At 44.8% G+C, this 20268-nt stretch carries 15 protein-coding genes; 8 read left to right on the forward strand and 7 right to left on the reverse strand.

The features are described from left to right. The first annotated feature begins 5 nt into the window (after nt 1–5). Together R7P35_RS05790 and R7P35_RS05795 are read left to right on the forward strand one after the other, a co-directional pair. Nucleotides 6–506, forward strand: a complete 501-nt coding sequence (locus R7P35_RS05790; RefSeq protein WP_130546363.1) for a hypothetical protein — start codon at nt 6–8, stop codon at nt 504–506. Nucleotides 507–635: 129 nt separating this feature from the next. After that, nucleotides 636–1466 carry a sulfurtransferase gene (locus tag R7P35_RS05795; protein ID WP_042522665.1) on the forward strand — a complete coding sequence of 277 codons (831 nt, stop codon included), beginning with the start codon at nt 636–638 and terminating at the stop codon, nt 1464–1466. A 165-nt stretch (nt 1467–1631) separates the two neighbouring features. Here the strand turns inward: R7P35_RS05795 and R7P35_RS05800 are convergent, their stop codons facing one another. Further along, nucleotides 1632–2633: a sugar-binding transcriptional regulator gene (locus R7P35_RS05800; RefSeq protein ID WP_005387670.1), complete on the reverse strand. Its 1002-nt coding sequence runs from the start codon at nt 2631–2633 to the stop codon at nt 1632–1634. 466 nt (nt 2634–3099) lie between these two features. Here R7P35_RS05800 and tal point away from each other — a divergent pair, with 466 nt between their 5' ends. Both tal and tkt read left to right on the forward strand, forming a co-directional pair. After that, nucleotides 3100–4050 (forward strand): transaldolase, encoded by a 951-nt coding sequence (gene tal, locus R7P35_RS05805; RefSeq protein WP_005373488.1) that lies wholly within the window; start codon nt 3100–3102, stop codon nt 4048–4050. 125 nt (nt 4051–4175) lie between these two features. After that, the gene (tkt, locus tag R7P35_RS05810) at nt 4176–6167 is read left to right on the forward strand and encodes a transketolase (RefSeq protein WP_042522667.1); all 1992 of its coding nucleotides are present in this window, start codon (nt 4176–4178) and stop codon (nt 6165–6167) included. A gap of 140 nt (nt 6168–6307) precedes the next feature. Here the strand turns inward: tkt and R7P35_RS05815 are convergent, their stop codons facing one another. The 3 genes from R7P35_RS05815 to aroG form a co-directional block, all read right to left on the reverse strand. Next, nucleotides 6308–7870 carry a methyl-accepting chemotaxis protein gene (locus R7P35_RS05815; protein WP_005389027.1) on the reverse strand — a complete coding sequence of 521 codons (1563 nt, stop codon included), beginning with the start codon at nt 7868–7870 and terminating at the stop codon, nt 6308–6310. A 209-nt stretch (nt 7871–8079) separates the two neighbouring features. After that, nucleotides 8080–9252, reverse strand: coding sequence for an MFS transporter (locus R7P35_RS05820; protein ID WP_025767923.1), 1173 nt, complete (start codon nt 9250–9252; stop codon nt 8080–8082). A 154-nt stretch (nt 9253–9406) separates the two neighbouring features. Beyond that, complete coding sequence (gene aroG, locus R7P35_RS05825) at nt 9407–10459, reverse strand: 3-deoxy-7-phosphoheptulonate synthase AroG (RefSeq protein WP_017635200.1); 1053 nt, start codon at nt 10457–10459, stop codon at nt 9407–9409. Nucleotides 10460–10918: 459 nt separating this feature from the next. Here aroG and R7P35_RS05830 point away from each other — a divergent pair, with 459 nt between their 5' ends. Beyond that, nucleotides 10919–11911, forward strand: coding sequence for an OmpA family protein (locus tag R7P35_RS05830; RefSeq protein ID WP_005373499.1), 993 nt, complete (start codon nt 10919–10921; stop codon nt 11909–11911). 88 nt (nt 11912–11999) lie between these two features. Here the strand turns inward: R7P35_RS05830 and R7P35_RS05835 are convergent, their stop codons facing one another. After that, nucleotides 12000–12602 (reverse strand): beta-phosphoglucomutase family hydrolase, encoded by a 603-nt coding sequence (locus R7P35_RS05835; RefSeq protein ID WP_172563735.1) that lies wholly within the window; start codon nt 12600–12602, stop codon nt 12000–12002. Nucleotides 12603–12678: 76 nt separating this feature from the next. Here R7P35_RS05835 and arfB point away from each other — a divergent pair, with 76 nt between their 5' ends. Together arfB and R7P35_RS05845 are read left to right on the forward strand one after the other, a co-directional pair. Beyond that, complete coding sequence (gene arfB, locus R7P35_RS05840; protein WP_017635196.1) at nt 12679–13092, forward strand: alternative ribosome rescue aminoacyl-tRNA hydrolase ArfB; 414 nt, start codon at nt 12679–12681, stop codon at nt 13090–13092. A 100-nt stretch (nt 13093–13192) separates the two neighbouring features. After that, nucleotides 13193–14962 (forward strand): methyl-accepting chemotaxis protein, encoded by a 1770-nt coding sequence (locus R7P35_RS05845; RefSeq protein WP_172563734.1) that lies wholly within the window; start codon nt 13193–13195, stop codon nt 14960–14962. 90 nt (nt 14963–15052) lie between these two features. On the opposite strand, the gene vmeZ is transcribed toward R7P35_RS05845, so the two are convergent. Together vmeZ and vmeY are read right to left on the reverse strand one after the other, a co-directional pair. Then, complete coding sequence (vmeZ, locus tag R7P35_RS05850; protein ID WP_172563733.1) at nt 15053–18205, reverse strand: multidrug efflux RND transporter permease subunit VmeZ; 3153 nt, start codon at nt 18203–18205, stop codon at nt 15053–15055. Nucleotides 18206–18213: 8 nt separating this feature from the next. Beyond that, nucleotides 18214–19341, reverse strand: coding sequence for a multidrug efflux RND transporter periplasmic adaptor subunit VmeY (vmeY, locus tag R7P35_RS05855; protein WP_064369359.1), 1128 nt, complete (start codon nt 19339–19341; stop codon nt 18214–18216). Nucleotides 19342–19760: 419 nt separating this feature from the next. Between vmeY and R7P35_RS05860 the strand changes: the two genes are divergently transcribed. Beyond that, the gene (locus R7P35_RS05860) at nt 19761–20225 is read left to right on the forward strand and encodes a dCMP deaminase family protein (protein WP_005373515.1); all 465 of its coding nucleotides are present in this window, start codon (nt 19761–19763) and stop codon (nt 20223–20225) included. Nucleotides 20226–20268 lie beyond the last annotated feature (43 nt).

The following is a 20268-nucleotide window of genomic DNA, read 5'->3' on the forward strand; positions in this document are numbered from 1 at the left end:
ACATTATGAAAGCACTTATCACAATCATCATGGGATTAGCACTAACAGCTTGTGGCGGAGGCGGTGGCGGCGGAGGTGGTAACAGTACACCACCTTCACCAACCCAAACCACCATTGCAGAGGAAGAGACTACCCAACAGGAAGAAACAACTGAAGAAGAGACAACGGTAACAGTGGAAGATGCAACCATGCAGGATCTAGTAGTACCAGATGGCTTTAGCTACAACCCAGTGACGGAAGGTACGCTCAATGTAGACATCAGTGGTTTCTCTTCACAACGAGCACACCTAAGCGTGTACAAAGAGTTTGTCGAGAACAGTTCAGGTAACTACGATGCAAAATACCCAAGCAAAGTCGCATCGGTTCCACTCAACAATGGTACAGCAAATGTCGACTTTAATGTTTCTGATAGCCAAGGTAGCCTACTTGTTGAAATTTGGTTCTATGACGGTAGTGACCCAATTCAGAAAGTGATTACTTCTGGAGACAACACTTGGACCATGTAACTGGGTAAATCGAAAGCTGTCTTTCAGAACAAATCTTCAATCTTTAACTTAAAAATCGCATCGTTCTTTTGAACATGCGATTTTTTTGTTGTAAAACAGTAAGATTATCCACCTAGCAAACTAAAGACAATGCAAGCACTGATTAGTACTGATGAACTCAATAGCCTTCTCGGCCAACCTAACGTCAAGCTCCTCGACGCTAGTATTGCGTTTCAAATCCCTTCTGAAGGCAAAAAGATTCAAGATAAGTGGATTCCAAATACTTTACGCTTTGATTACGACAATGACTTTTGCTTACCCGGTTCTTCTCTGCCGCATATGATGCCAACAGAAGAAGGCTTCAACCAAAGTGCGAAACAACTCGGTTTGAACAACGAAGATTTGATTGTGGTTTACGACAACTCTGGCACTTTAGCCGCGCCAAGAGCTTGGTGGATGTTCAAAGCTATGGGACATGATAATGTTCGAGTCTTAAACGGCGGTCTTCCTGCTTGGATTGAAGCCGGATTTCCTGTCGAAAGTGCCCTATCGCAACCAAGCGAAAAAGGTAACTTTGCGGGTAAGCTCAATCAAAATGCCTTTTTGAGTGCACAAGATGTTCTTGCTCATTCCACCAATAAAAGTGCAAATATCATCGATGCCAGAGCCAAAGCACGCTTCCTTGGTGAAGTGCCTGAGCCACGAGAAGGTCTACGTAGTGGGCACATTCCAAATTCGGTTTGCTTACCGTTTCAAGAACTCTTAACCAACGGTCACATTAAACCAAATTCAGAGTTGCAACAGATATTTAGCGCACTAACGATAGATAGTGACACTTCAATTATTTTTAGTTGCGGCTCCGGTGTGACCGCATGCATTTTATTACTCGCGGCGTATCAAATTGGTCTGGACAATCTGTCGGTGTACGACGGTTCTTGGACCGAATGGGGTGCAGACCACTCTCTACCTATCGAGCGTTAAGACAAGTGTCTGTTTAACAAAGTATCTTACGTTTATCTAAAGATGATGTGTTCCAATATACTAAACGCAGCTTCTAAACCAAACTTGTCATTTCGAAATAGAAACTGGCTATGAGTGATTTGTCACCCCTCATAGCCTGACTACATCAAAAGCCGACTATTTCCGTTAGCGTTCAGATGTCGCGTTGCCGTGCATTTGCTCATCTAAGTTGAGCACGGTTAATGCGTTGCTAACGCTCGTGGCGATCACGTCTATCGCTCCAGTTCTTAATGCTCCGAGTAGAGCGAGTGGCTTGCTGTTCTCAGCTGCGATCGCAATGACTTCCGAGATCGGCCGAAACTCTTCAATACCAAGTCCAATTACTCGGTCACTCATTACCGTGTTCGCTACATTACCGTGAATATCAAAGAAGTCATAACCTGCAAAATCCCCTACCACACCTTGTTGAAGTCTCGACTGAACCACTTCATCAGGCGTAAACCAACCTAAGTCGACCATGTAACTGTTTTCGCTCATGTCACCAATACCAACCAAAGCGACATCGGCTTTACGTGCTAGGTCGAGCGTTTGTTTCACGGTTGCATTTTGCATAAAGGCCAACTTCTGTTCTCTGTTTTCTGCGTAAGCCGGCGCATAAAGTGTTTCAGAGGTCCCCCCATATTTCTTCGCCAACTGACGACAAATATGGTCGGCGTTATACATACCGCCACGCGGATGAATACCACCAATGCCACACACAAATTTACAATCACGCGGCGTAATAACACCAATATGGTGAGCGACAGACGACACGTTGCGCCCTTGTCCGACCGTCACCACCATGCCGTTTTTGAGCGTGCTAGTGAGATAATTGGACACCAATCCCGATACCTGTAGTCGTTGCGCTTCTTCATTCGGTTGATCAAGAGCAACAAGCGCGCGCTTAACGCCGAATCGCTCGATCAAACGTTGTTCAATCTTGGCGCTGAACACCGGATGGTATTTAACGGTAATTTCAACAATGCCTTCATCACGCGCCTGCTTGAGCATTCGCCCGACCTTTGCGCGTGATATGGCAAATTTTCTCGATATCTCTTCCTGAGTCGCACCGTCTTGATAATACGCGACGGAAATCTCTGTCAACAAATCCGTGTTTTCAATGGAAATATCTTGATTAGAACTGCTCATGGTTTCTCTCGCCCTTTAAGAGGATCGATATTGTATGCAATAAGTGAACATATGCTCATTGACTTAGCATATGTTCTTTATCAATTTAAACGCTACATTTGCTCATCGCAATAACATTTTCTCACTACAATTTTTTACCCTCTTGGACAACGCTCAAGCTTTGAACAATAAGGGCAAACGTTTATTTGGGTTAACCACTAAACACACAGTAAAAAAACGTTGATGAAGTTCACTATAAGTCCATTTCAGCGATTGACTTTCAGCATAGATAGGATAAATATGGACACATCATTTACTCAGCTATCGATCAAATGTTCATAGCATTTGTTCGGTAACGAAATTTTCCGTAGTTGGCTGAGCAGATGTCTCATTAAATGCGATGAGACGGTTAGCTAACTCGCTTGCAAATGCACAAGCTGTGATAACAAAAATCACGCTTAAGCCCATTTAAATAGGATGATCGATTATGAGCAACAAGTTAGAGCAACTTCGTAAACTAACGACTGTAGTAGCAGACACTGGCGAGATTGATGCAATTAAAAAGTATCAGCCAGAAGACGCAACAACTAACCCTTCTCTTATCCTTAAAGCCGCTCAAATCGCAGAGTACGCACCTCTAATCGATGCTTCAATCGAATACGCTAAAGCACAGAGCAACGACAAAGCTCAACAAGTTCAAGATACTTGTGACATGCTTGCAGTAAACATCGGTAAAGAAATCCTAAAAACTATCCCAGGTCGTATCTCTACAGAAGTAGACGCTCGTCTATCTTACGATATGGAAGGCAGCGTAGCGAAAGCTCGTCAACTAGTGAAAATGTACAACGATGCTGGCATCACTAACGACCGTATCCTTATCAAACTGGCTTCAACTTGGGAAGGCATTCGCGCAGCTGAGATCCTAGAAAAAGAAGGCATCAACTGTAACCTAACGCTTCTATTCTCGTTCGCTCAAGCACGTGCTTGTGCAGAAGCGGGTGTATTCCTAATCTCGCCATTCGTTGGTCGTATCATGGACTGGTACAAAGCGAAAGAAGGCCGTGACTTCGAAGCTCAAGAAGATCCAGGCGTACTATCTGTAACTAAGATCTACAACTACTACAAAGAATACGGCTACAAAACTGTAGTTATGGGCGCAAGCTTCCGTAACATCGGTGAGATCTTAGAACTAGCTGGTTGTGACCGTCTAACTATCGCTCCTGCTCTACTTGCAGAACTAGAAGCAGCTGAGGGTGAAGTAGTTGAGAAACTAGTTGATTCTAAAGGCGCAGCTGAGCGTCCAGCACCAATGACTCACGCTGAGTTCCTATGGGAACATAACCAAGACCCAATGGCTGTTGAGAAGCTGGCTGAAGGTATCCGCAACTTCGCCGTTGACCAAGGCAAACTAGAAGCGATGATCGAAGCTAAGCTTTAATTGCTTACCAAAAGCGAGTAGCCCGTCTACTCGCTTTTACCATCAGCACTATTTTCAAAAAATTCTATTTGAACTTGTTTCGGCGAGTTCCCTCTATTTAAATCAAATATCGAGAAGTAATCACTATGGATCGTAAACATCTAGCAAATGCAATCCGTGCGCTAAGCATGGATGGTGTTCAACAAGCTAACTCTGGTCACCCAGGTGCACCTATGGGTATGGCTGACATCGCTGAAGTTCTTTGGCGCTCTCATCTAAACCACAACCCATCAAACCCTGAGTGGGCAGACCGCGACCGTTTCGTACTGTCTAACGGCCACGGCTCAATGCTGATTTACTCTCTACTGCACCTTGCAGGTTACGAGTTGTCTATCGACGATCTGAAAAACTTCCGTCAGCTTCACTCTAAAACTCCTGGTCACCCAGAGTATGGTTACGCGCCAGGTATCGAGACCACAACGGGTCCGCTAGGTCAAGGCATCACTAACGCGGTTGGTATGGCTCTAGCTGAAAAAGCGCTAGCAGCACAGTTCAACAAAGAAGGCCACGACATCGTTGACCACTTCACTTACGTGTTCATGGGCGACGGCTGTCTGATGGAAGGTATTTCGCACGAGGCATGTTCTCTCGCAGGTACTCTAGGTCTAGGCAAGCTGATCGCGTTCTGGGATGACAACGGCATCTCTATCGACGGTCACGTTGAAGGTTGGTTCTCTGACGACACACCTAAGCGTTTCGAAGCTTACGGTTGGCACGTAATCCCTGCAGTCGATGGTCACGATGCTGACGCAATCAACGCAGCAATTGAAGCGGCGAAAGCGGATCCACGTCCTACACTTATCTGTACTAAGACTATCATCGGTTTTGGTTCACCAAACAAATCTGGTTCACACGATTGTCACGGTGCGCCACTAGGTGCAGAAGAAATCGCAGCAACACGCAAAGAACTAGGTTGGGAGCACGGTCCTTTTGAAATTCCGCAAGAAGTCTACGCAGAATGGTCAGCGAAAGAAACAGGCGCAGCTAAGGAAGCAGCGTGGAACGAGAAATTTGCAGCTTATGAAGCAGCGTACCCTGAGCTGGCAGCTGAATTTAAACGCCGCGTAAACGGTGAGCTTCCTGCACAGTGGGAAGAGAAAGCAAGCCAAATCATTGCTGATCTTCAAGCTAACCCAGCAAACATTGCATCACGTAAAGCGTCTCAAAATGCTCTAGAAGCATTTGGTGCTCTACTACCAGAGTTCATGGGTGGTTCTGCTGACCTAGCACCTTCTAACCTAACAATGTGGTCTGGTTCTAAGTCTCTAGAAGCAAGCGACTTCTCTGGTAACTACATCCACTACGGCGTACGTGAATTCGGTATGACAGCGATCATGAACGGTATCGCGCTACACGGTGGTTTCGTTCCTTACGGCGCAACATTCCTAATGTTCATGGAGTACGCACGTAACGCAATGCGTATGGCTGCGCTGATGAAAATTCAGAACATCCAAGTGTACACGCATGACTCTATCGGTCTTGGCGAAGATGGTCCAACTCACCAACCAGTTGAGCAAATGGCATCGCTACGCCTAACACCAAACATGAGCACATGGCGTCCATGTGACCAAGTTGAGTCCGCTGTAGCTTGGAAACTAGCGATTGAACGTAAAGATGCACCGACAGCACTTATCTTCTCTCGTCAAAACCTTGCGCAACAAGAGCGCACAGCAGAACAAGTAGCAGACATCGCGAAAGGTGCTTACATTCTGAAAGATTGCGAAGGCAAGCCTGAGCTAATCCTTATCGCAACAGGTTCTGAAGTTGAACTAGCAGTAGAAGCAGCAGCACAGCTAACTGCTGAAGGTAAGAAAGTACGCGTTGTTTCAATGCCATCAACAGACGCATTTGACAAACAAGACGCCGCTTACCGTGAAGCTGTACTGCCATCAGACGTAACAGCACGTATCGCAATTGAAGCAGGTATTGCTGACTTCTGGTACAAGTACGTAGGCTTCGACGGTCGCATCATCGGTATGACTTCATTCGGTGAATCTGCACCAGCTGGCGAACTATTCAAAATGTTTGGTTTCACAACTGAAAACGTAGTGAACACAGCAAAAGAGCTACTCGCGTAATTGCAGTAAAAAGATAGTCAGTTTTCTCTATTGCGAATGTGAAAACTGAAAAGCCCCACCAGCAATGGCGGGGCTTTCTTTATCTGGCTCCTATTCGCATAAACGCAGCCAGGGCATAAACATCACAACTTTCGTTACGACTATTTGTCTTCAAATCGAAGTGCGAGCTGATAGAAATCTTGTACTTGGTCTTTCAACTGTCGGCTATTTTGCTCAACTGAATGTGTTGCTGCCAAGTTTTGTTCTGCGGTCGAAGCGATAGAATGAATGTGCTGGTTTACATCACTAGATAGCTTTAACTGGTTATTCGCCGCTTCTGCTACATCAACCATCAGCCCACTCATGGTTTGCATCATCTGTTCAACTTCAGACAAACGCAACGCGCTTTGTTCTGCTACTTGAGAACAGGCATCGGTTTGCTCTTTGTTTGCCAGAATATCTTTCTGCCAACTTTGAATCGTTGCCAACATAGTGGAGATAGAAGCTTGGATTTGTTCAGTTGCATTGGATGTACGCCCAGAAAGCGCGCGGACCTCATCAGCTACAACAGCAAAACCACGACCTTGCTCCCCTGCCCTTGCTGCTTCAATCGCCGCGTTAAGTGCCAGTAAATTGGTTTGCTCTGCGATCCCACCAATCTCTTCCATCAAATGGTTCACCTTCTGCGCCTGATCACTCAGTTGATACGTCGTTTCCGTCGCTTTTTCAGCTTGAAGGCTTAATTGCGCTAGATTGGTGTGCGTTTGATCAATGGTCTCCTTCGCCATCAAGCATGACTTCAATGTATCATCAATCAACATATGGGCATCATTGGTACTCGAAGAAACCGAATTTGCCGACGACTCCACCTCTTGGGTAGCATCTCGCACACGATGAATATCGGTATTTTGCTGATTTAATGCAGCCGAGACTTCTGCCGTTGTTTGACTGAGCTCTTCGGCGCAATGCTGCAAAGGCAATGCGGAGTCAGTCATTCTTCCTAACACGGTTCGAATTCTTGCGGATAGCATTTTGATATGGAAATCGGCAATCGAAAATGCCGTGTTACCGGAATAGATCAAGCGACTTACGCTGTCATATTGCTTTTGTAACTTTTTAAGTTGCTGAGGTGTATCAATTAACTCTTGGCGGAATAACAGAGCCAGAACACTTGCAGGTAACGCACTTGCAAGCCAAGCCAACGGCCCTTCAACAGACAACGCATATGCGGTTGCAGGTGCGGTTAGTGCACCAAGTAGAATCGCATAGCGAATGGTTTCATTGATTTTCAACGACCAAGTTCGACCAGACTTCTCTGCAGCACGCATGCTTTTGTAGGCTTTTGTCGCAATATCAACCCACTCTCGCTTTGGTTTCACGCGCACTGATTGATACCCAACAACATGGTTGTCTTCGTAGATAGGGGTGACATAAGCATCAACCCAATAGTAACCGCCAGACTTAGTGGCATTCTTAACCATTCCACGCCAGGCTTTACCTTGTTTAAGGCGTGCCCACATGTCACCGAAAGCGGCTTTAGGCATATCATTATGACGAACTATATTGTGGTTCTGACCGACAAGTTCTTCGTGAGTGTATTCAGCAACGCGGCAAAAGGCTTCATTACAATATGTAATAACACCTTGTAAGTTCGTTGTTGAGACGAGTTCCTCAGACTCCCTCACGAGAGTTTCTTGAGCTTTATGAGAAATATTGGCTGACATAGACGAAACTTCTTTAGTTTTTATTGATTTTCGGCAAGATATATACAGGATTTTTATTTTTATTACAAAAAGTTAGATAAAAAGTCTTATCAAATCGACATTTTTATTGTGGGAATTCACATTATCGATAAAAACATAAAGAAGAGATTGTTGATTTGAGCTAATAAACAAACCCGACACGATCGGCCGGGTTATATATTAAGCCTTAATTAAGCGGTTTGTGATTCTGGCTTTTTATTCGTTTTTAACGCAAACATCGCGATAACGAGTAACACAAATGGAAGAACATACAAATTAAGATTCTGCCAACCTACGGTAGACTCAAGCCAACCAGATAGTAATGCGGTGATGGTGACACAACTGAACACGAAGAATTCATTAAACGCTTGAGCCTTGCTTCTGTTTTTCGCTTCATAGCTTTGACTAAACAGCCCGGTTGCTGCGATAAACATAAAGTTCCACCCTATTCCTAACAGGATTAAAGCAAGACTAAAATGCCAGATAGACACTCCATGTATATTAATTCCAATACAAGCAACAAATAGCAATCCACCCGCCAAAATCATATTCTTAGCGCCAAACCGCTCTATCAGACGGCCCGTGACAAACGCAGGTGCAAACATACCCAACACGTGCCATTCGATCACTCCTGCCGCTTTATCAAAATCAAAGCCACAACCAATCATCGCTAAAGGAGTTGCTGTCATTAAAATGTTCATCACCGCGTACGCAACCATTGCCGCGATAACGGCCAGCATGAAATTAGGTCGACGAATAATCAGTCTCAGCTTATCCGCCTTAGCGTGTAGCGCCTGCGTGTGTGCAGGTGGAAAACGAATGGTTTGTAGCACAACCAACGCGGTTATATAAAGCACGACAAGCACAGCAAATGCACTAATGTATAAGCCATCACCTGACCACTGCTGTGAGTACACCGCCAAATTAGGTCCAAGGATCGCCGCTAACACCCCACCCGCCATAGATATCGAAATCGCCCTATGCCTTGCCGACTCTTCACACACTTCAATGGCAGCAAACCTGTATAGAGTACCGAAACCTATACCAACACCAAGCAAAAACGTAGACATGCAGAACAGATAGAAGTTTTGTTGACTTAATGCATACGTCGCTAGACTAGCACCCAAAATGCCAATGACATTACCAAGGCTAAAACCAAGGCGACGCCCTAACTTGCCCATAATTAGCGACGCGGGAATTGTCGCGGCCATCAGTCCCAAAAACTGCAGTGCAACTGGTAATGTGATAAAACTTGATGACGGCGCAAGTGTTTTGCCAATAAGGGCAATAACAGATATGAGTAAAATATTCCCTGTCATTAATAAGGCTTGGCAGAGGGATAGAAGCCATACATTACGATTCAATTCCAAATTCCTTTTGGTTACAACGTATACAGATAACATATAGGAAAGCAGAAGCAATAGAAAGATATGAGAGTAATTCTCAACAAAAAGAGCCAGAGGCATAGTACCTCTGGCTCTTCACTATTCACTTTTAAAAAAAGTTTTTCTGTTGAGTTTACTTGTTGCGGCGCGCTTTTACTGCATCAGAAAGCTGACGAAGTACCGTTTCCGTATCTTCCCAACCAATACATGCATCAGTAATCGACTGACCATAAGTGGCTGCTTTACCATCCACTAAGTCTTGGCGACCTTCAACTAAATGAGACTCGATCATCACTCCAAAAATGGCTTCTTCGCCAGCAGAGATTTGCTCGGATACATCATCAGACACCAGCATTTGACGCTTGAACTGCTTCGAGCTGTTAGCATGGCTAAAATCAATCATCACTTTTTTCGGTAGACCTGCAGTGTCCAGCTCATCTTTAATTTGAGCTACATGTGCTGCACTGTAGTTTGGTTCTTTACCGCCACGTAGAATAATATGGCAGTCTGGATTACCAGCGGTTTCTACGATCGCGGAATGACCGTATTTTGTTACTGAAAGGAAGTGATGGGAAGCGCTTGCAGAACGAATCGCGTCGCTCGCTATTTTAATATTCCCGTCTGTACCGTTTTTGAAACCTACAGGACAAGAAAGACCAGAAGCTAGCTCGCGGTGAACCTGAGATTCTGTCGTACGAGCACCGATAGCGCCCCAACTGATCAAATCCGCCACGTACTGAGGTGTGATCATATCTAAGAATTCACTTGCCGTTGGCAAGCCCATATCGGTTAGATCAAGAAGAAGTTTACGTCCGATACGTAGACCATCATTTAGCTTATAGGTGTCATTTAAGTAAGGGTCATTGATAAGGCCTTTCCAACCAACGGTCGTACGCGGCTTTTCAAAATAAACTCGCATAACAACCTCAAGCTGCTCGCCCAGTTCATCACGTAGTACTTTTAGCTTTTTACCGTACTCAACCGCGGCAGCCGGATCGTGAATAGAACACGGGCCAACGATCACGAGTAATCGATCGTCTTTTCCTTCAAGAATATTGTGAATGGCGTTACGGCAATCAAAAGTGGTCGAAGAAGCGGTTTCAGTCGCTGGGAACTTCTCTAATACTGCAACAGGTGGCAATAACTCTTTTACTCTATTTATTCTTACATCATCAGTTTGAAACATTACTTCTACTTCCTGGTTTTATTTCCGACCCCATTTTTACCAACTGAACTCATTGCAACATTGTTCACAAAGCGAGCAGCATCAAGGGCTGTGGTCATTTTCTGTCTAGCGTCTAAGTAACTTATCGGCTTAGGCGTAGACTTGCAATCAGTTTTTGCAAATAAATGCAAATAAAAACCACCTGTTAACCACCGCGCACAATGTAAAGTAAAGTTTACGAAAAAAAGTTCAAAATAATCATCAATTTTCTTATGCACCAAAAAATCTTTACTACAATGTAAGAAATATCAGAAGTTTGTGAGGTATTTTTGGGTAGTAAATGTTGATCAAGTTCAAATATATTGTTGCTTGATATGAAATGATTAGAATATTAAACTAATTTCTTATAAACGCTGGTTTTTTCTAATTTTTTGATAAAACGAAGTAGAAGTTAATATGCAATCAATACAAGGAAACATTATGAACAAAGTAGCAATTGCAGTAGCAGCAGTGGTAGCTGGTAGTAGCGCGCTTTTAAACTCTGCTCAAGCTGAAATGTACATCGGGGGCAAAGTGGGCATGACTACACTTGACGACGCTTGCTATCTAAATAGCCCTTGTGATGATGAAGCGTTCGGTGCAGGACTACATATCGGTTATGACTTTACCGATATCATCGGGCTAGAGTACGGCGTAGACTTCTTAGGCGACTATGAAGGAAACTCTAGGTCAGGGGCTAATACGATTAATACGATTGACGGCAATCTAACGGCTTTAACACTTGCACCTAAATTCAACTGGCACTTAAACGACTCTTGGAATCTATTTGCTAAGATCGGTGGTGCTTACATGATGTCTGATGACGAAACAGACTTTGTCCCAACAGGTTCTTTGGGTGCTGAATACTCGATCGATAGAAACTGGAGTGTTCGCGCTGAATACCAACGCTACCAAGATATGTCTGACGACGTGTGGGACGACATGGATGCTAACTTCTTTGGTATCGGTGTTAACTACAAATTCGCAGCAGCTCCAGTTGTTGCAGCAGTTGTAACGGAAGAAGTGATCGAGCCAGATCCAGAACCAGTGATGATGAGCAAGGTGCACAAAGAAGAGTACGGTACAGGTACGTTTGAATTCGATAGTGCTAAGTTAACAGAGTCCGTTTCTGAACGTCTGGACAACTTTGTTTCATTCTTGAACGAATATCCTCAAGCTCAAGTAGAGATTACTGGTTACACGGATAGCTCAGGCCCTGCGGCATACAACCAAAAACTGTCTGAGCGTCGTGCTCAATCTGTTGCTGATTACCTAACCGCAGCTGGCATTGGTTCAGATCGTTTGACAGTTAAAGGTATGGGTGAAGAAAACCCAGTTGCTGACAACAGCACTCGCGAAGGTCGTGAGAAAAACCGTCGCGTAGAAGTTGTGGTACCTTCATTTGAATACCAAGAGCTAGTTCAACCAGAATAAGCATCTATGATTCATGATCGATGATGTGGTAAAAATTAATGGGGTGCATTTGCACCCCATTTTGATCTCATATTAAGGGATATTGCCACTATGGTTTTGGGAAAAAGATCAACTCATTATCTTGCACCATAACGCAATCCATACCAGCTGCATGCGCCGCTCGCTTCCCCAACTCAGTATCCTCGAACACAAGACACTGTGACGCCTCCACGCCGAGTTGTTGCGCGGCCACCAAAAAGGTATCTGGAAAGGGTTTATGGTTCTCTACATCACTCGCGGTTACTACAACATCCAACTTGTCTAATAAACCTGCATGACTTAATAAGCGCATGGCACTTTCTCGTTGGCTGCCAGTCCCGACTGCAATTTTCTTATGGCCTAAATATTCCTCTAACACGATGTTCGTGCAAGGAATAACGTCACCATGAAGCTCCATAGCAGCGAATGTTTCCATTTTAAATGTCGCGACAGTTTTAGGATCTAATGAAAGCTCATGCACACGATTTAGTTCCTCAACAATTTTAAAGCTCGGCATCCCTCCTAAACTGTGAAACCACTCCTGACAAAACGGAAAATCAAAACGCTCAGCAGTTGCTTGCCAAGCTGCCAAGTGGGCTGGCATGGTATCGATTAGAGTACCATCCATATCAAATATGAATCCTTCATAGGGTCTAAAATCAATCGTGCTCATGTCTTTTCTTCTATTTGTGCATCTGTAATGTTAATTTATCAGCTCTTTCAATCGTCCTTACCGGCATTTACTTATCATGCTCAAAATTTCGAACTCCGTCACAATTCAAGAGTGGGAAATTCAATTATCCCCAATTAGAGCTCAAGGGAATGGTGGCCAGAACGTTAACAAGGTAGCGTCCGCTATACACCTGCGCTTTGATATCCGGCATTCAAGCTTACCTGACTTTTACAAAGAGCGATTACTTGCACTTTCTGATAGTCGTATAAGTAAAGATGGCGTGATCATCATCAAAGCGCAACAATTTCGGACACAAGAACAAAATAAGGAAGACGCCCTAAATCGGCTTCAAGCATTGATAAAAGCTGCCGCTTTACAGGAGAAGAAGCGTATTAAAACGAAACCAACCCGCGCTTCTCAACGCCGACGACTTGATACAAAAAACAAGCACGGAGCGAAAAAACAGCAACGTAAAAAAGTGCTGTATTAGTGCATGTCGTTTTCTCGACATGTTAGTTGAACAACGTTTGCTAGCCCTTGGAAATCTCATTGGATTTCTCTTTTTAGTTACTTATTCAGGAAACAACAATATGACTATTAGGCAAAAACTCTACTTCCTCGGAGTTATCGCCATTTTAGGCATCGTAGCCCTTTTGGGTACGTCATCCCATTTTGAAAATAAGAGCAATGACCTTAATCACGCCATCAAACTCGTTGGTGATCTAGAAATACGCTTACTAAACTTACGCAGAAATGAAAAAGATTTCCTACTACGTAGTAATGACAAATATCTAAATAAGTTTGACGCCAATGTTGACAAGTTTATAGACACAGAAAAAGAGCTTGCGAACATACTCAAGAGTAATGAATTACCTTCCAGTCAACAATTTAAGCAAGACTTGCTCGCATACCAAAGGGGCTTTCAGAATCTGGTCAGCGCTTACCAACGATACGGGCTTGATTCAAAGAGTGGGCTTCTCGCTGGTTACGAACAAGCACTATTAGAAGCAAAACAACGTTCAGACCACCAGCAGTTATTGGCATTAGTCCGTTTTGACTCTGCGGTAAAAGCAGGACTATTCAATAGTGACTTGCTTGATGGACAATATGCTCCGGAGCTTATCAAAACAGGTAAGCAATTGGCGGCCCAAAAGCAAGTTGTTGGGGTTGCTTATGACAAAGGCCTACTCGGTGAAACTCGCGCATTATCTCATGCCGTAGAAGAGCAATTTGAAACCTTTTCCACAGCCCTTAGCTCTGCTGCCGCACAACGTGATGAACAAATGTCGACCATCAAGCAGGTCATTACAGCTCTGATCTTAGTCGTTATTTTCGCATTGATTTGGCAAATTTCACGTTCAATCAATACGCGAGTGAATAGCTTACTTGGCACCATTCGAAGTATCAGCGAAACGAACAACATGGGACTTCGATCTGATTTGAAAGGTCAAGACGAGCTATTTGATATCAGTCATCACCTCAATGACCTATTGGATAAGCTTGAGCATCTAATTAGCAGTACCCAAGAAAAATCGGCGCAACTCACTGCAAGTACCGATAATATGCATCGTGAGTTAGAAGGCGTTATGGAGCAATTCCACACTCAAACTGACCACACTGCATCAATGGCGACGGCAGTTCAGCAAATGGTTGCCACAATAGGTGAAATCTCTGAAAGCACATCAGTTGCGGTAGAAGGCGTACATCAGGCAGCGAATAATGCCGAACAAGGTCGAGGAGTTGTTGAGGCGACGGTAACCAACATCGGTCAACTAACCACGATTTTATCAAACAGCCAGCAGTCGATTGGCTCGCTGAATCAGCATGTAGATAAAATTGGTGGTGCCGTGAACATCATCCAAGAAATTGCAGAGCAAACCAACCTACTAGCTCTCAACGCAGCAATTGAAGCCGCGCGAGCAGGCGAACAAGGCCGCGGGTTTGCAGTTGTTGCCGATGAAGTACGCGCCCTAGCTAGCCGAACTCATCAATCCACAGAGGAAATCACGCGGGTCGTTGCAGATATTCAAACTCAAATGTCTACAGTTGTTGCTGATATTGATCAATGTAACGATCAAGGGCAACAAACACTTAATGCTTCTGAAAAACTGGATTCTAGCCTGCAGCAGATCATCACTGACATGCATTCAATTCAAGCTAATTCGGAGCGCATAGCTTCAGCAATTGAAGAACAAGGTATCGTTATGAACCAAGTTAGCGGTTCAATCACCGAGCTAAACGCAATATCTGAGAATAACATGCAATCCGCTCAGGAATGCTTGCACGAAGTGAACTCTGTCTCTGCTCAAGCTCATGATATGGATGAAGCCGTTGCACAATTCAAAACTGCGCTAAAATAACCCTTTTTCAAAATAGAAAGCCCGAGGCAATCATTGCTTCGGGCTTTTTTTCAATTGTCACTTCGTGCTTACTGCGCACTTCGGATGTGATTATTCATCATCAAGAGGAACCAGCTTGGTGTTGCCGCCATGAACTTTCTCACGCTGTCTTTGCACCAGGGCGTAGAAGCCTGGGATCAAGAATGTACCTGCTAGAAGCACACACAATAGACCACCAATCAGCGACACGCCGAGTGAGTTTTGACTCACGTGCCCCGCACCAGCGGCAAAGATAAGCGGGAAGATACCCAGGATAAATGACCAAGATGTCATATTCACAGCGCGGAAACGTAACGTGCCTCCTTTAACCGCTGCACTATCGATATCAGCATCTTTTTCTTCACGCTCTTGCTTGGCGAACTCCACAATCAAAATTGCGTTTTTCGCCGCCAAGGCTATGAGCAAGACAAGACCAATTTGGGCATACAAGTTAAGCGGCGTGCCAGTTAGATTCAACGCAAGGAAGGAACCTAACGTTGCTACTGGGACCACCAAAATAATAGCCAGTGGAATACTCCAACTCTCATACTGAGCCACCATAAACAAGTAAATGAATATCAAAGCCAGCGCAAACGCATAAATGGCTTGGTTGCCCGCAAGCACTTCCTGATAAGCCATACCTGTCCATTCATACGTATACCCTTGCGGAAGAACTTCAGCAGCAACGCGTTCCATTGCGGCAATCGCATCACCACTAGAGTAACCCGGAGCTGGTTGGCCTTGAATGATAGCACTGCGGTACATGTTGTAACGCCATGCCACATCAGGCTCAAACACTTGCTCGTAGCTCACTAGCGTACTTAACGGAACCATATCACCGTTCGAAGAACGAACATGGAAACGCTCTAGATCTTCCATGCTGCTACGGTGCTGGCTATCAGCTTGCATGGTTACGCGGAAGTTCTTACCAAACATGGTGAAGTCATTCACATAAAGCGAACCTAAGTTGCCTTGCAAGGTTTGGAAAATAGACGACAGCGAAATACCTAATTGCTGCGCTTTCTCACGATCGATATCAACGTAGTAGTGCGGAACATTCGCGCGGAACGTGCTAAACGTGTAGGCAATTTCAGGCGCTTGGTTAGCCGTTTGGATCATTTCTCCCATGACCATCGACAAATCGGTACGACTTCGACCTAGCGTGTCTTCAAGCACAAACTCAAAACCAGACGCAGCGCCCATACCAGGAACCGCCGGTGGTCCCATCGCAAAAACAACCGCTTGAGGTAACTCTGTCGCCGCTCGCCCATTAATACGTGCCGCGATAGCATTAGCAGAGTGCTCTCCTTGCAGCGAGTTACGAGTATCCCAGTCATGCAATTTGATAAATACAGAAGCACCGTTTGATGCTGCTGCGCCTGTCATAAACGAGTAACCGTTCGCAACCGTCACACCATCCACACCAGGTTCTTCACCGATCATTTTCATTAAATCATTGGTGACTTCTTCAGTACGTGATAAAGAGGCTGAATCTGGTAGCTGTACGTTAACCAGCAAAATGCCTTTATCTTCTTGAGGAACAAACGCTGTAGAGGTAGTTTTCGCAAAGAAAGTGACCGCTGCGATAGCAACTATAAAGAACGTCACGAGCAGTAAAGACTTCTTCACCAAGAAACCAGCGATCTGGCCATAACGCGTAGTGATGCGCTCTAAGCCTCGGTTGAAAGCCTGGAACCAGTTAGCGGTATTGCCCCCACCCTGCTTCAATACCAGAGAACAAAGTGCTGGAGACAGCGTCAATGCATTGATGGATGAAATCACAACCGAAATACAGATGGTCAAAGCGAACTGGCGATACATGATACCGGTGATACCTGGCAGCATGGCGACGGGTATGAATACCGCAAGTAGAACCAAGGTCGACGTGATGATTGGGCCCGTTACTTCTTTCATCGCTAGCAACGTCGCTTTACGCGGTGAGATGGTTGGGTCTTTCGCCATGGTAGTATCGACGTTTTCGATAACCAGAATCGCATCGTCCACCACGATACCAATCGCAAGGATCAAGCCAAACAAAGTAACCGTATTAATGGTGAAGCCCGTTGCCTGCATGATGGCAAACGTACCAATCAGAGAAACGGGGATCGCGACAACAGGAATCAACGTTGCACGCGCACTACCCAAGAACAAGTAAGTTACAGCAATCACCAATAGAATCGCTTCAATCAGTGTTTTTACTACCCCTTTGATCGATTCAGATACGAACACGGTTGTATCGTAGCTGGTCTCGTATTCCATTCCCTCTGGGAAGTTTTTGCTCAAGCCTTCAAGGAGCTCCATGACGGCCTGACCACTTTCTAACGCATTCGCATCCGATTGAAGAGACAACGCAACGATTGACGCGTCCTGGCCACGGAACTTACCGTTACCATCGTAGAACTTTTTGCCTAGTTCAACGCGAGCAACATCTTTCAGATAAACCGTAGAGCCATTGGGATTAGCTCGAAGGACTACGTTCTCAAACTCATTCACGCTTTCCAAGCGACCTTTGGTCACAAGGTTAAACTGAACTTCTTGCGGATTGTTGTATGGTGCTGCACCTACACGCCCTGCCGCAACTTGAACGTTCTGTTCAGCCAAAGCGGCGTATACGTCTGACGTGGTTAGCTTAAGGTTGGCCATTTTTTCAGGATCTAACCAAACACGCATTGCGTATTCGCCACCACCAATCACGTTAACTTCACTGATACCTTTCGCACGAGCCAACTGATCTTTTACATTCAAGTTAATGTAGTTAATCAAGAACTGATCATCGTATTTGCCATCAGGTGAATAGAAGTTAAGTACCATCAGCAAGTCAGGTGAACGCTTTTTCACCGTCACACCAACCATGCGAACTTCTTGAGGCAGTTTTGACTCAATCTGTGACACGCGGTTTTGCACGTTAACTTGCGCCATATCTGGATCGGTGCCGACATCAAACGTGACGTTTAGGCTGTAAGAGCCATCGTTCGCGCTCTTTGAAGACATGTATATCATATCCTCAACGCCGTTGACTGAGGTCTCTATGGGGTCAGCAATGGCCTGCTCGACAACTTCCGCACTCGCACCGGTGTAGTATGCCGAAACGCTGACTGATGGCGGACTTATCTGTGGGTACTCCGCCACTGGCAAAATCGCCAGTGAGATCGCGCCGGCTAGCGTTAATATGATCGAAATAACCAGCGCGAATTTAGGTCTCTGAATAAAGAAACGACTTAACATAGTGCCCCCTACTGCTTATCTTCAGCAGGTGCTTGAAGGCGCACTTCTACACCATTACGCACACGTTGTAGGCCTTGTGTAATAACTGTATCTTCCTGATCGAGCCCTTCTCGAATGATAATACCTTGTTCAACCTGAGGGCCAAGCTCTACGTTACGACGCTCTGCGACATTTCCCTCAGCCATCACCATCACAAAGTCACCTTCTAAGTCAGTCTGAACGGCACGTCGTGGAATAACAATAACGTCCTTCGTATTCTTATCTCTTAAGTTCACTTTGATGTGCTGACCCGGAAGTAACTTCTGCTCTGGGTTTGGCACTAGCGCACGCATTGCAATCGTACCCGTTTTGGTGTCAATACGATTACCTAAGAAATCGAGCTTACCCAGATGCTCAAAAAACTGACCATTTTCCAGCTCAAGCTGAACTTCAACGCGGTTTGATTCTGCTGAGCCGTCGCCTTTGACTTGATCCATACCCATGGCTAAACGCTCGCGCTCACTCACACTAAATGAAGTATGCACTGGGTCTAAGCTCACCAATGTCGTCAGCACGCCAGATGATGGAGAAACCAGATCACCCGTACTCACTTTGGTATCACTAATACGTCCGCTAAAAGGTGCTCGGATTTGAGTATAGGAAAGGTTAACTTCAGCAAGTTTAAGTTGAGCATTTGCCGCTTCTAGCTCTGCTCTCGCACCAAGAAGTGCCGCTGTTAAAGCATCAAACTCAGATTGAGAGATACTACCGCGAGGCAACAAGTTTTTACCTCGAGTATGATCTAATTCGGCTTTTTTTAGCGCCGCTTTAGCTTGTGCAAGTGCGGCTTTAGCACTCGCGACTTGGGCTTCAAAAGAAGATGGCTCGATAGAGTAAAGGAGCTGCCCTTTTTCTACCATTTGCCCCTCTTCAAAGTGACGAGCTTTTAAGTAGCCAGAAATCTGCGCGGTAATATTGGTATCTTCTACTGCTTCAATGCGACCGATATAAGACTTGCTCGGTTGGTAGTCGATAACCGTGACATCCTGAGTCACTACGAGAGGCGCTTGACCTTTCGTTTGGGCATTATTAGCTTCCCCGCATCCAGCGAGGATTGCTGTAGCCGCCATTAGTGCGACAAGTGGTTTCTTTTGCATGTATTTACCGTCTTTATAGAACAGGATATTGTTGAATTCCTATCAACCTTACTCCTTGCTGCCACTGAAAACTTCACTGAAAAGCGCCCAAGGTGTTTCTAAATGTAAACATGAGAAACAAAAGGAAAATAAAGTAATTTAGTTAACAGTGGTATTCAATGAGCAATATACATACAACTCAATCATAACTATTTAATATACGCCTTAGGAGATCGCGAGTTTTAATTTGAGTTTGGAAACACTAACGGGAGTATTGTATTCGGGCGTAAAGTGAGATTCAGTGCTCAAGATAAGAACGTTTTATGGCTAAAAAGGTAAAAAGTGACGCCTTCATACTCAAGACCCCGATTTTGACTATTTTTTTAATATAAATGGGTTATCATTCAATTAATTCAACGCCTTCGACAGAGAGGATGACTATGATTTCTAAATGGGCGAAACGCTTTTACCAGATGGCAGAACTAGTGGCATCTTGGAGTAAGGACCCATCAACACAAGTCGGTGCCGTTATTACTAAACAGAATCGCATTGTATCTGTTGGATTTAATGGCTATCCGCATGGTGTTTCTGACAGTGTCGACACCGATGAGCGCGAGTTGAAATACCTTAAAACACTGCACGCGGAAGAGAACGCAATTTTGTTCTCAAAACGTGACTTAGACGGATGTGATATTTGGGTAACGCATTTTCCTTGCCCTAACTGCGCGGCAAAGATCATTCAAACAGGGATCTCACACGTACACTGCCCTGAGCAGTCTGAAGACTTTTTATCTCGCTGGGGAGATAAAATCCAAGTCAGTCAAGATATGTTCGATCAAGCGGGTGTGAAAGTCGACTGGTTACCACTAGAAGACATTGAAATTGAAGACAAAGACGTGCGCTAGTATTCCATCTTAATATTTAAATAGCCCAGGAAGATCTGGGCTA

This window comes from Vibrio sp. Vb0304 (genome assembly GCF_033338995.1).
Taxonomy (GTDB): Bacteria; Pseudomonadota; Gammaproteobacteria; order Enterobacterales; family Vibrionaceae; genus Vibrio; species Vibrio alginolyticus.